This is a genomic window from Paenibacillus sp. VCA1 (genome assembly GCF_031583795.1).
GTDB lineage: Bacteria > Bacillota > Bacilli > Paenibacillales > Paenibacillaceae > Paenibacillus_AQ > Paenibacillus_AQ albilobatus.
This window is the reverse complement of sequence record NZ_JAVLSX010000002.1, coordinates 1-12,111: the sequence shown is the minus strand read 5'-3', so window position 1 is coordinate 12,111 and position 12,111 is coordinate 1. Positions and strand designations below refer to the sequence as shown.

16 protein-coding genes are annotated in these 12,111 nt (G+C 53.0%); 15 read left to right on the top strand and 1 reads right to left on the bottom strand.

What is annotated here, in order from left to right; genetic code table 11:
- Positions 1-41 precede the first annotated feature (41 nt).
- From spoIIM to RJP21_RS03400, 15 genes are all read left to right on the top strand, one after another.
- A complete protein-coding gene (gene spoIIM / locus RJP21_RS03470; protein ID WP_160041150.1) occupies positions 42-689 on the top strand; it encodes a stage II sporulation protein M in 648 nt (215 codons plus the stop codon).
- A 92-nt stretch (positions 690-781) separates the two neighbouring features.
- Positions 782-1,261 carry a ferric iron uptake transcriptional regulator gene (gene fur, locus RJP21_RS03465; protein WP_310858135.1) on the top strand — a complete coding sequence of 160 codons (480 nt, stop codon included), beginning with the start codon at positions 782-784 and terminating at the stop codon, positions 1,259-1,261.
- 181 nt (positions 1,262-1,442) lie between these two features.
- Positions 1,443-1,676 (top strand): DUF4227 family protein, encoded by a 234-nt coding sequence (locus RJP21_RS03460; protein WP_160041154.1) that lies wholly within the window; start codon positions 1,443-1,445, stop codon positions 1,674-1,676.
- Between the two features lie 81 nt (positions 1,677-1,757).
- Complete coding sequence (xerD, locus tag RJP21_RS03455; RefSeq protein WP_310858134.1) at positions 1,758-2,693, top strand: site-specific tyrosine recombinase XerD; 936 nt, start codon at positions 1,758-1,760, stop codon at positions 2,691-2,693.
- Positions 2,680-3,504: a purine-nucleoside phosphorylase gene (locus tag RJP21_RS03450; RefSeq protein WP_310858133.1), complete on the top strand. Its 825-nt coding sequence runs from the start codon at positions 2,680-2,682 to the stop codon at positions 3,502-3,504. Before xerD ends, RJP21_RS03450 begins: the two co-directional genes overlap by 14 nt.
- Before the next feature lie 259 nt (positions 3,505-3,763).
- On the top strand, positions 3,764-4,945 hold the full coding sequence (locus RJP21_RS03445) for a D-alanyl-D-alanine carboxypeptidase family protein (RefSeq protein WP_397386168.1): 1,182 nt from the start codon (positions 3,764-3,766) through the stop codon (positions 4,943-4,945).
- Between the two features lie 93 nt (positions 4,946-5,038).
- On the top strand, positions 5,039-5,392 hold the full coding sequence (spoIIAA, locus tag RJP21_RS03440; protein WP_160041162.1) for an anti-sigma F factor antagonist: 354 nt from the start codon (positions 5,039-5,041) through the stop codon (positions 5,390-5,392).
- Complete coding sequence (spoIIAB, locus tag RJP21_RS03435; protein WP_160041164.1) at positions 5,389-5,850, top strand: anti-sigma F factor; 462 nt, start codon at positions 5,389-5,391, stop codon at positions 5,848-5,850. Before spoIIAA ends, spoIIAB begins: the two co-directional genes overlap by 4 nt.
- 11 nt (positions 5,851-5,861) lie before the next feature.
- On the top strand, positions 5,862-6,617 hold the full coding sequence (gene sigF, locus RJP21_RS03430; RefSeq protein WP_310858132.1) for an RNA polymerase sporulation sigma factor SigF: 756 nt from the start codon (positions 5,862-5,864) through the stop codon (positions 6,615-6,617).
- A 216-nt stretch (positions 6,618-6,833) separates the two neighbouring features.
- The gene (locus RJP21_RS03425) at positions 6,834-7,475 is read left to right on the top strand and encodes a stage V sporulation protein AA (protein ID WP_160041168.1); all 642 of its coding nucleotides are present in this window, start codon (positions 6,834-6,836) and stop codon (positions 7,473-7,475) included.
- Positions 7,472-7,897 carry a stage V sporulation protein AB gene (locus RJP21_RS03420; protein ID WP_236575542.1) on the top strand — a complete coding sequence of 142 codons (426 nt, stop codon included), beginning with the start codon at positions 7,472-7,474 and terminating at the stop codon, positions 7,895-7,897. Before RJP21_RS03425 ends, RJP21_RS03420 begins: the two co-directional genes overlap by 4 nt.
- Positions 7,898-8,080: 183 nt before the next feature.
- Positions 8,081-9,664 carry a spore germination protein gene (locus RJP21_RS03415; RefSeq protein ID WP_310858597.1) on the top strand — a complete coding sequence of 528 codons (1,584 nt, stop codon included), beginning with the start codon at positions 8,081-8,083 and terminating at the stop codon, positions 9,662-9,664.
- A 115-nt stretch (positions 9,665-9,779) separates the two neighbouring features.
- Positions 9,780-11,111: a diaminopimelate decarboxylase gene (gene lysA / locus RJP21_RS03410; RefSeq protein ID WP_310858131.1), complete on the top strand. Its 1,332-nt coding sequence runs from the start codon at positions 9,780-9,782 to the stop codon at positions 11,109-11,111.
- A 181-nt stretch (positions 11,112-11,292) separates the two neighbouring features.
- The gene (locus RJP21_RS03405; RefSeq protein WP_310858130.1) at positions 11,293-11,439 is read left to right on the top strand and encodes a hypothetical protein; all 147 of its coding nucleotides are present in this window, start codon (positions 11,293-11,295) and stop codon (positions 11,437-11,439) included.
- Positions 11,420-11,857: a peptidylprolyl isomerase gene (locus RJP21_RS03400; RefSeq protein WP_160041172.1), complete on the top strand. Its 438-nt coding sequence runs from the start codon at positions 11,420-11,422 to the stop codon at positions 11,855-11,857. The genes RJP21_RS03405 and RJP21_RS03400 overlap by 20 nt, the downstream gene beginning before the upstream one ends.
- A 113-nt stretch (positions 11,858-11,970) precedes the next feature.
- Here RJP21_RS03400 and RJP21_RS03395 read toward each other — a convergent pair.
- Positions 11,971-12,111: IS3 family transposase (locus RJP21_RS03395; RefSeq protein WP_310858596.1), on the bottom strand; the 141-nt coding region annotated here is incomplete at its 5' end.

The window sequence follows — 12,111 nt, the reverse complement described above, 5'->3', positions numbered from 1 at the left end:
TCATAGAGTAGAGGTATGTGACAGGAAGGGGGAAATCCGGAATGCGAACTTTCCGCCATACCTTGAAAGAGCAGACGATCCTTTACGTTTTCGTAGCCGTGCTTTTTCTTGTCGGCGTCATTTTCGGGGCGCTTATGGTCAATGCGCTGTCGCTCGAGCAGCAGCAGGATTTGGGGCGGTATCTGCAAAACTTTTTTATGACGGTAGACCAAAGCGGGGATGCGGCGGGGGCGCAGTCCTTCTGGAGCATCGCCGGGCTGCATTTGAAATGGGTCGGTCTGATCTGGTTTTTGGGGTTGTCCGTCATCGGGCTGCCGGGAATTCTCATTCTCGATTTTTTGAAAGGGGTGCTGATCGGTTTTTCGGTCGGTTACCTGGTCGGGGAATTTTCCTGGAAAGGCCTGTTGTTTTCGCTTGTATCGGTCGCCCCGTCCAATTTGCTGATCATTCCGGTGATTATCGTTACGAGTGTTTCCGCGATCGCCTTTTCGCTGCACGTGATCAAAAACCGGGTGATGCTGCATAATCGTGTCAACGTGACGGGACCTTTCGCGCGTTATGTCGGTTTGACGCTGGTCATGTGCCTGCTGATGCTCGGCGTTTCTTCGTTCGAAACCTGGGTGACGCCGACGATGATGAAATGGGTGACTCCGGTGCTGGTGGAGACGGCCGCGGTGCCCGGAACATGAGCAAAATGGTTTGACTTTGCTGCGCCACTCCCTCTATAATAAAAGATATGATATAGCAAAGGTACAGTGATTTTCCTGTGGGGAGGGAGAAAATGGAAGCGCGGATCGATAAAATCAAACAACAACTGCAATCCCAGGGCTATAAGCTGACACCCCAGCGGGAAGCTACCGTCAGAGTTTTGCTCGAGAATGAAGAAGACCACCTGAGTGCGGAGGACGTATTCATGCTCGTCAAAGAAAAAGCTCCTGAAATCGGTCTGGCTACCGTGTACCGTACCCTTGAATTGTTAAGTGAACTGCATGTCGTGGAAAAAATCAATTTCGGCGACGGTGTTGCAAGGTATGATTTGCGGACGGATACCGCAAAACACCACCACCATCATCTGATTTGCGTGAAATGCGGCAGCATGGACGAAATCCGCGAGGACTGGCTGGGGCCGCTGGAAGAGCGGCTGGAACGCGAGTTTAATTTTACGGTTTCCGATCATCGGCTTGATTTTCACGGGATCTGTTACCGCTGCAAAGCGAAGGAAGAAGAACGCAGCGAAGCAGCAAACAAGTCGAAAGTGTAATCGATCGGATCACGATCCTCCAAGAACGACAAGCTCTCGCCGGCACGATGTTTGCCGGAGGGGGCTTTTTTGGTTGGTCAAGCGGAAGGCTTGTCATAACGTTCGGCGGGATTTCATAAGCTGTGTAACGGGAAGCGCTTTGCGCAAACCATAGGCTTGACCGGTAGGGGGTGTCATCCGAATGATTATTTCGGTGCGGAAATGTCTGTCGACATTCAAATTTTTGCTCGTTTTTGCCGCGCTAACCTATGCGCTGTACCAGCTATTCAGCCTGATCGGCGCCTGGATTACGCCGGTGGATCATTACCGGATTCCGGAGGGACATGCCGTCAAGGCGTTCCAAACGTCGGACCGGGCACATACGGGCGAAATGATGGGTGACAGGCTGCGGTTCTTTTATTGGTACGGGGAATAAGGGGAACAACAAGACGAACCGGGGGTCTGCCTGATCCCATGAACGGATCGGCAAATCTATCTGAAGGAGCTTTTTTGACTTATGATGCAGTATGTAGAGTCCTTCATCCGTTATTTGGACGAAGAGAAGGGGTTGTCTCAAAGCACGCTAGAGTCCTATGAACGCGACCTGCAGCAATTTTTCGAGTTTGCTTTGCGGCGGGAGCTTCAATCGGTGAACGAGATCAGGAAAACCCATATCGCCATGTACATGAACGAATTGAAGAAAAGCCGCTTTGCTGCGTCGACGGTGATGAGAAAACTCGTCTCGATCCGTTCCTTTTTTCATTACATGGTCAAGGAGTCGCTGCTGGAACATGATCCCACGCTGTACCTGGAGTCGCCGAAACCGGAAAAAAAAGTTCCGCAAATATTAAGCGTCGAGCAGGTGGAGCATCTGCTGGCAGCGCCGGACGTGTCGACGCCGCCGGGCGTTCGGGACAAGGCGATGCTGGAGCTGCTGTACGCGACGGGCATGAAAGTCTCGGAGCTGATGGCGCTTAATGTGGATGATGTGTATCCGGACATGAAATTTCTCCGCTGCACGAGCAGCTCGGGGAAGGAGCGGGTGCTGCCGATCAGCAGCATTTCAGCCGAAGCCGTAAGTACATACATCAATCAAATACGGCCCCATATGGTCAGGGGTGACCGGGAAAACGGGCTTTTCCTGAACAATCTCGGGACAAGGCTGACCCGCCAAGGATTTTGGAAAATACTAAAAAAATACGCCGCGGAGGCAGGCATAGACGGGGACATTACCCCGCATACGCTGCGCCATTCCTTTGCGGCGCATCTGCTCGAGGACGGGGCTGACATCCGTTCCGTCCAGGAGATGCTGGGGCACAGCGACATGTCTGCGGCCCCGATTTATAGCCTGCTAACCAAAAAAGCGATGAAGGACGTTTATCAAAGCCATCATCCGCGGGAACGGGCGCATTCAAACAAACCAAAGGAGCAAAACGGATATGACAACGATTAACCAGACAATGATTCGCGAAGCGGCTGCCTACATCCAAGGCAAAACCGGATCGAAACCCGAGGTCGGTTTGATTCTCGGGTCGGGGCTTGGCATTCTGGCCGACTTGATTCAGGACGGAATTTCGATTCCTTACCAGGACATTCCGCATTTTCCGGTATCGACCGTGGAAGGGCATGACGGCGAACTTCTGATCGGCACGATCGAAGGGCGCGCGGTCGTCATGATGAAAGGGCGCTTTCATATGTATGAGGGCTACGGTCCCGAAGTGACGGCGTTCCCGGTTCGAGTCATGAAAGAATTGGGCGTTCAAAGCCTGCTTGTGACCAATGCCGCGGGCGGCGTCAACACGTCCTATAAACCGGGCGACCTGATGGTGATTGCCGATCACCTCAATTTTACGGGCAGAAACCCGCTTATCGGACCAAACGATCCTGAGCTGGGCGTGCGTTTTCTGGATATGTCGGAAGCGTACAGCCGCCGTTTGCGCGGCGTGCTCAAAACCGTCGCCGAATCGAAAGGAATCGAACTCCAGGAAGGCGTTTATGCCGGTTTGCTCGGACCTACGTATGAAACCCCGGCCGAAATTCGGATGCTCCGCACGCTTGGCGCCGACGCCGTAGGCATGTCGACCGTGTCGGAAACGATCGTGGCGCGCCATGCGGGACTCGAAGTGCTTGGCATTTCCTGCATCAGCAACATGGCGGCGGGCATCCTTGACCAGCCTCTGTCCCATGACGAGGTCATGGAAACGACCGAGCTTGTCCGCGACAAGTTTTTAAACCTGGTGCTCGCGGTCATTCCGAAAATGTAATTTTTGCAACCATTGTTTTCAAAGATTTCAAAACCTACGTCCGCAGGCCTTCGCCCTGCGGATTTTTTATGTTTTCATTCGTAATTTTCCTATAAATCTTGGCATCCATTGGAATATTTTTCTCCTAACCTGACGACAATGGAAAACAGCAGTATTCGAATTTTGCAAAAAAGCATCAGCATGGCATGTAGGATAGCAATTTTCAAGATTTGCAAAATTCTCATTCCAAAGTTGACCAAAGGTCAGGAGGGGACTAGTTTTGAGAAAGACGCTATTGGCAGTGACGCTAACGGTGTGCTTTTTTGCGGCGGCTTTCCCGCAGCCGGGATTTGCCGAGGAAAAGGCCAAACAGACGGGGCAAGCGGATCTGGCCGCAAACGCCAAGTCCGCCATCCTCATGGATGCGGATACGGGAACTATTATTTACGAGAAAAACAGCCATGATAAACTGCCGCCCGCAAGCATTACCAAAATTATGACGATGCTGCTCACGATGGAAGCCATCGATTCCGGCAAGCTGAAGCTGACCGACAAGGTTCGCACGAGCGAATATGCCGCATCGATGGGGGGCTCGCAAATTTTCCTGGAGCCCGGCGAAGAAATGACCGTCGACGAAATGCTGAAAGGCATCGCGATGGCATCGGGCAACGACGCTTCGGTGGCGATCGCGGAAAAAATCGCGGGCACCGAGGAATCTTTCGTGCAGATGATGAACGACAAGGCGAAGCAGCTTGGGCTGAAGGACACCCATTTTGCCAACTGCAACGGGCTGCCTGCGGAAAACCACTATTCCTCGGCACATGATATCGCCGTCATCAGCCGGGAGCTTTTGAAGCATAAGGATATTACGAAATATACCGGCACCTATCAGGATTATCTGCGCAAGGATTCGAAAAAGCCGTTTTGGCTCGTAAACACGAACAAGCTGGTCCGCTTTTATACCGGGGCCGACGGACTGAAAACGGGTTATACGTCCGAAGCGAGATTTTGCCTGTCGGCAACGGCGGTCAAAGACGGATTGAGAGCCGTGGCGGTTGTGCTTGGCGAACCGAACACGAAGACGCGGAACGAAGAAGTATCCAAAATGTTCGACTATATGTTTTCGCAATACAGCATGCACACCATCTTCAAGCCGGGCGACACGATCGGAATGATCAAGGTCAATAAAGGCGACGTGAAAGAATTGACGCTGACCGCAGGCCAAACCTACAGCGTGCTGCTCAGAAAGACGGTCAATGCCGAAGGCATCCGTCATGAGTTGCAGGTTCCGAAGGAAGTCAGGGCGCCCGTACAGGCGGGACAGGTACTCGGTAAGCTCGTCGTGTACCAAGGCGACAAAGTTCTCAAGGAATTCGAGCTGAAATCACCGGAGCAAATCGGCAAGGCCGGATGGTGGAAGCTGTTCAAGCGGACGGCCTCGAAGTTGTTCCTTGTAGATTGATAGCGGTTTTCTTCTAGTTTTGTCGGGGTGCAGGAATCTCTTTTCGCGGCGTAGAAATCCTTGGTCAAGCGACAGGAAGGAGAGTGAGCAGGCGTGAATCTGCAAGTGGAAATGGAGCATCACCGCAAAACATTGATCGTCCGCCTATCCGGCGAGCTGGACCATCATACCGCCGACCATGTCCGTCTACAGCTCGACGAAGCAATCCAGAGAGGACAAACGGAGCATTTGGTGCTCAGCTTTAAAAATTTGCAGTTTATGGACAGTTCCGGATTGGGAGTCATTTTGGGAAGGTACAAGCTGATCAAAAGCAAGGGCGGAAAAATGGCCGTATGCGACGTCAATTCGGCGGTCTACCGCTTATTGGACATGTCCGGGCTGTTTAAGATCATGCCTATTTACGATAGCGAGGGCCAGGCGCTCTCGGGATTGGAGGTCGTGTCATGACGGAAAAAAATGGGGTTCAACGCAATTTCATGACGCTCCAATTTTCGGCCAAATCGGAAAACGAATCCTTTGCGCGGGTCACCGTCGCGGCGTTCATTTCCCAGCTGGATCCGACCATGGAAGAGCTCAGCGATTTGAAAACGGTCATTTCCGAAGCGGTCACTAACAGCATCATCCACGGGTATGACGGCAATCCCGAAGGGATCGTCACCATCACGGCGGAAATCGTGGGCGATACCGTGACGATTACCGTCGAGGATCGGGGAGAGGGCATCGAGGATTTGGACCTGGCCCGTCAGCCGCTGTACACGTCAAAGCCTGAACTGGAGCGATCGGGAATGGGATTTACGATCATGGAAAACTTCATGGACGAGTTCGAAGTTTCCAGCGAGCCCGGCTCCGGCACGTCGATCAGGATGAAGAAAAGGATAGAATCCAAGAAAGCTTTGTATAATTAGGGGTTGGGCGCATGGATGCTGATGTGAAAAAACCTTCGCAAACCTATCTGGAAGACGCGGAAGTCAAACGCCTGATCGCTTTGAGCCAGGCCGGAGACAGCATGGCCCGCGATACGCTGGTAAACTGCAACATCCGTCTCGTCTGGTCCGTTGTACAAAGGTTTATGAACCGCGGCTATGAGCCGGAGGATTTGTTTCAGATCGGCTGTATCGGTCTGCTGAAGTCCGTGGATAAATTCGATTTAAGCTACGACGTTAAATTTTCGACCTATGCCGTGCCGATGATCATCGGCGAAATTCAGCGGTTCCTCCGGGATGACGGCACCCTTAAGGTAAGCCGTTCGCTGAAGGAAATGGCGAATAAAGTACGGAAAAAGAAGGACGAGCTGTCGAAGCATCTGGATCGATTGCCGACCGTCAAAGAGGTTGCCGAGGAGCTTGGGGTGACGCCGGAGGAAGTGGTGTTCGCCCAGGAAGCGAACAAACCGCCGACCTCGATCCATGAAACGGTGTTCGAAAACGACGGAGACCCGATTACGCTCATGGACCAGATTGCGGACGACTCGCAGGAACGCTGGTTCGACAAGCTGGCCCTGAACGAAGCGATCGACGGCCTTTCCGAACGCGAGAAGCTGATCGTCTACCTCAGGTATTACCGCGATCAGACGCAATCGGAGGTAGCGGCCAGGCTTGGCATATCGCAGGTTCAGGTGTCGCGCCTGGAAAAGAAAATATTGCAGCTTATTCGCGATCAGATCGCGCAGTAACGTGAGGGCGGACCGGTTCGAGGCATTTTGCTTCGGCCGGTCCGTTTTTTGTTTTCCCCGCCTCCCCGTCTTTAGGGATCCATGAAGATGCGCCGTTGCAAATGCTCGCCTGCGCCCGAATGCAAACGGAAGAATACGCTCCCATAGCAACATTTGACTAGAAAACCGAGCATTTTCCTATACTAACGACATTGAGGCAGCAAAGGAGTGGTCACAATGTCTTCGAATTCGGTCCCTACGGTATATCTGCAGCTGCGAAGCCGCGTGCCGATCACGCAGGGAAGGGTCGTGACGCTTGGGCATGTCGCCAGGATATTAAGCGACCCGGAGTGGGAGGCGCCGCTTCGCAATCTTGAACTGGTCGAACCGCAAAAATGGGACGGCAATTTGTTGCTTATCGACCTGATGCAAATTATTCCGAAGGTTCAGCAGCTCATCCCCGGGGTGAAAATCGAACCGATCGGTCAAAACCACGTTTTGGTGGAAGTCGTTCAGAAACCGCGGAAGCCTTCCTTTCTTTTGTTTTTGCTCGTTTGGCTGCTGCTTTTTTTCGGCTCGGCGCTGACGATCATGAACTTCCACGCGGACGTCAACATGCAGGAGGTTCAAATCCGGACGGTGGAAATGCTGACAGGCAAAAGGGACGAACATCCTTACCTGTTCCAGGCGGCCTATTCGTTTGGCATCGGCTTCGGCATGGTCGTTTTTTTCAACCATCTGTTCAAGAAAAAATGGAATGAGGAGCCTACTCCGTTGGAAGTGGAGATGTTTCTCTACCAGGAAAATATCGATCAGTTCGTCGTCGCCCAGGAATACAAACGGATGAAATCGTCGCAAAACAAGGGGGAGAAGCATTGAGTACGGTGCTTGGGCTGCTGGTGCAGATTTTGCTCGGCATTGCCGGAGGCATCGCCGTTGGCGGGGGCGTGATCGCGCTTTTTATCGTGCTGGACATGATTCCGAGGCTGGCGCAGCTGACGCGGTCTTACCACCAGGTGCACTGGTACGAAGGGGCGATGGTGGCGGGTTCGCTTGTAGGCACCGTGTTTGATTTCTGGAACTGGAAGCTGTCGCTCGGGGCATGGTCCGGCCTCGTTGTCGGCCTTTTTAACGGCATTTTTGTCGGGCTTTTGGCGGCGGCTTTGACCGAGGTGCTGAACGTGCTGCCGATTTTGGCCAAGCGGCTGAAAATGATCGGGTACTTGTTCGGCCTATTGATGGCGATGGTGACGGGGAAAGTGGCGGGTTCGTTGTTTGACTGGTTCGTATATAGAAAGTAAGAAGCGAAAGGGTGATGGATCATGAACGAACATGAGAATGAGCGAACAGGTGTGGGGGATCCGTCAAAACCGGAAGTGTGGATGAATTACGGAAACGGGACAGAATCCGGAGGAAAAGAGGGCGATCGACCGGCTTCAGCCTCTGGCGGCGCGCAAGATGACGGCGGCAACGGAGCCGGTACCATGGTTTTTAAAGGGTCGCGGGCCGGCAGCGGCAAAGGCGAAGAGAAAAAGCGGGAAGAAGAGCATTCCGACTCGGTGGAAGAATCGGTTATTTATTGGCAAAAAAGCGACGACATTTCGGACAGCTTGGACCAGACGAAAGCAACGCTGAAGGAAGTGGTCGGACTCGGGTCCTCGTTCGATATCGTATTCCGCGAGATGACGCTTGCGGGGCGGCGGACGGGGCTGCTTTTCGTCAACGGGTTCGCCAAAGACAATATCATGGTCGAAATTTTGAAGCGCCTGACGTATTTGAACGCGGACCAGCTGTCTACAGACGCACTGCAGTCTTTTTTTGAATATTATATTCCGCATATTCAAGTCGAAGTGGAACGAAAGCTGAGTTCAACGATCAACAAAATGCTGATGGGCATGTCCGCCCTGTACATCGACGGCGAACGTGCGGCCATCGTGCTGGATACGCGCACGTTCCCGGTACGCAGCCCGGAAGAGCCCAGCATCGAAAGAGTGGTCCGGGGCGCCAGGGACGGCTTTGTCGAGACGCTGCTCAGCAATATCGCCCTTGTCCGCCGCCGCGTCCGCGATCCCGGGTTCAAAGCGGAATTGGTTCAGGTAGGTAGACGTACACGTACGGACGTGTGTATTGCATATATTGATGATATCGTGGATAAGGTGCAGGTCGATTCGATCCGGGAGAAAATCAAAGGTCTGGATATCGAAGGGCTGCCGCTGGCGGATAAGCAGCTGGAAGAGGCCATCATCAACAAAGGCTGGCATCCGTATCCGCTGGTCCGGTATTCGGAGCGGCCCGACGTGGTGGCTTCGCATATTTTGGAAGGGCGGGTGGCCGTTTTCGTCGACACGTCGCCAAGCGTCATGGTCATGCCGACCACTTTTTTCGACCTGTGCCAACATGCGGAGGAAAAACGGCAAACGGCATTTATGGGCACATACCTCAGGTGGGTCCGGTTTCTCGGGATTTTCGCATCGATGTTTTTGCTGCCGCTCTGGATGCTGTTGGTCGCGAATCCGGAGCTGAAACCGGCGTTTCTGCAGTTTATCGGACCTCACGATCATGGCAAGGTGCCGTTAATCGCCCAGTTTCTGATGGTCGAATTCGGGGTGGACCTGCTGAGGCTTGCGGCCGTCCATACGCCGACGCCGCTTGCTTCCGCCATGGGCCTGATCGCGGCCATCCTGGTCGGCGACATCGCCGTCAAAACCGGATTGTTTATCAACGAGGTCGTGTTGTACATGGCCGTCGCCGCCATCGGGATGTTCGCGACGCCAAGCTATGAGCTCGGGCTTGCCAACCGGCTGGTGAGGCTGGTACTGCTGGTGGCCGTCGCGCTCTTTAAGGTGCAGGGCTTCGTCATCGGCACGACGCTGCTCATTTTGCTGCTGACGCTGCACCGCTCGTACAATTCTTCTTATTTATGGCCGTTTATACCTTTTAATGCAAAGGCGATGGCCAGCGTCTTATTCCGTTTTCCGCTGCTTGAATCCAAGAAAAGGCCATCCTTCAATAAAACGCGGGATAACACGAAAATGGCGCCAAACCCGGACAATACGGATCAATCGTAGAAAAAATACAAATGTTTTGCATAAAAATCCATTCATTCTCTTCCGTTGTCTGTTATACTGATGTAAAAGTTCAGATGGAATTTGATTTTCCACAGAAAGCGAAGGGATGCTGAATATGTTCTTACATGGTACCAGTCAAATAAATGCAGCAGGGCATCTGGAAATCGGCGGATGCGACGTGGTGGACCTTAAGGCAACGTACGGAACGCCGCTGTACATCGTGGACGAAGAGCTTGTTCGTCAGCGCTGTCAGCAGTATATCGCGGCTTTCCGTGCTTCCGGCCTGAAATTCCAGGTCGCATATGCGAGCAAGGCGTTTTGCACGATGGCCATGTGCCGCGTTGCCGACGAAGAAGGCATGTCGCTTGATGTGGTGTCCGACGGGGAACTTTATACCGCGCTGCAAGCGGGTTTTCCGGCCAAACGCATTCATTTTCACGGCAACAACAAAACGCTGGAGGAAATCGAAATGGCGATCGACGCCGAAATCGGCTGCTTCGTTGTGGACAACTTGGCGGAATTGCAGCTTCTGAACGCGGTGGCCGCCGAGAAAAACGTGCGCGTGCAAATTTTGCTCCGCGTCACGCCGGGCGTCGAAGCGCATACCCATGAGTACATCTCGACGGGGCAAACCGATTCCAAGTTTGGATTCGACATCGGCAACGGGTCGGCATTCGAAGCGGTAAAGCTGGCGTCCGAACAGTCGAATCTGGAACTGCTCGGCGTCCATTCCCATATCGGCTCCCAAATCTTCGAGACCGAAGGCTTTGAAATGGCGGTGCAGCGGGTGGCGGAATTCGCGAAAAACGTCTTCCAGCAGCTCGGCGTGCAGTTCAAAGTGGTCAATCTGGGCGGAGGTTTCGGCATCCGTTACGTGGAAGGGGACACGCCGCTCGAAGTTTCGCAATACGTCAAAGCGATTACCGATGCGGTCAAAGCGCATTTTTCCGGCTGGTCTTCCGAGCTGCCCGAAATTTGGGTGGAACCGGGCCGCAGCATCGTCGGCGACGCCGGCACGACGCTTTATACCGTCGGAACGAGCAAGGACATTCCTGGCGTACGCAAATACGTTGCCGTGGACGGCGGCATGACGGACAATCCGCGTCCCGCTTTGTATGAATCCAAATACGAAGCGCTGCTTGCCAACCGGGCAAATGATCCGATCGAAGAAACGGTGTCCATTGCCGGCAAATGCTGCGAAAGCGGAGATATGCTGATCTGGGATTTGGACCTTCCGAAAGTAAACAGCGGCGATTTGCTGGCTGTTGCCTGCACGGGAGCGTATAACTATTCCATGGCCAGCAACTATAACCGCATTCGCCGTCCGGCGGTCGTGTTTGTCCGTCAAGGCGAAAGCGATCTGGTCGTACGCCGCGAAACGCTGCAGGACATCGTCGGCAACGACGTCATCCCTGAGCGGATCAACAAGCAGGCTGTCCTGAAATAAGCGGAATTACAGCGGTTCCGACGAAAATCGGGAACGGCCGTACTTACAAGCAAGAATTGGTGCAGAACAAAACGCGAAAGAAGATCATTTCTGTATTGGGGAATGCGGAAATGATCTTTTTCGCGTGGACGGCGCCTTCAAGCCTTTCCCATCCTTCGTTCCGTTTGAAGCTGGCATCGAAATGATTGCAAAAGTGGCGGCAAGTAAGATACAATCAAATGGTGACGAAAACGATGGACGGGCCTTTGCGGCTTGGGTCATCGGAAAAGCAACAGCATTCGAAAAATATCCGGAGGAAGTGAATACCGATGAAAAAAGGTACGATTGAACTTGAAAAAGGCGGAGTCGTTGAAATAGAATTTCTGCCGGAAGAAGCGCCAAACACGGTTGCAAACTTTGAAAAGCTTGCGAATTCCGGCTTTTATAACGGCCTGACGTTCCACCGCGTCATTCCAGGTTTCGTAGCGCAAGGCGGATGCCCGGTCGGCAACGGCACCGGCGGACCTGGATACACCATCGATTGCGAAACGGCAACGAACACGACGAAACATACGAGAGGCGTGTTGTCCATGGCGCATGCCGGACGCAACACGGGCGGAAGCCAATTTTTTATCGTGTACGAACCGCAGCATCACCTTGACGGCGTGCACACCGTTTTCGGCAAAGTGACCAGCGGCATGGAACATGTCGATGCGATCAGACCCGGCGACAAGATGAAAGAAGTAAAGGTTTGGGACGAACAATAAGAAGGGCTTAACCCCTTCGGAGCGATTTTGGCTTGGCCAATTTCCTCACAGCAAGCTGACGCCGGTGTTTTGATCTTGCCCCCGTCAAGTAGACAGTATTAAAACTGAAGTCATTAAGCAGCCTTAGTTCGGTACTCCACAGGACTAAGGTTGTTTAGTTTTGCTTGGAACCTGTCGTAATTGTAAAACCGTATGTATTCATGAATACCGGTGATGAGCGCTTCTTCCGACTCAAATGATTGAAGGTATAAACA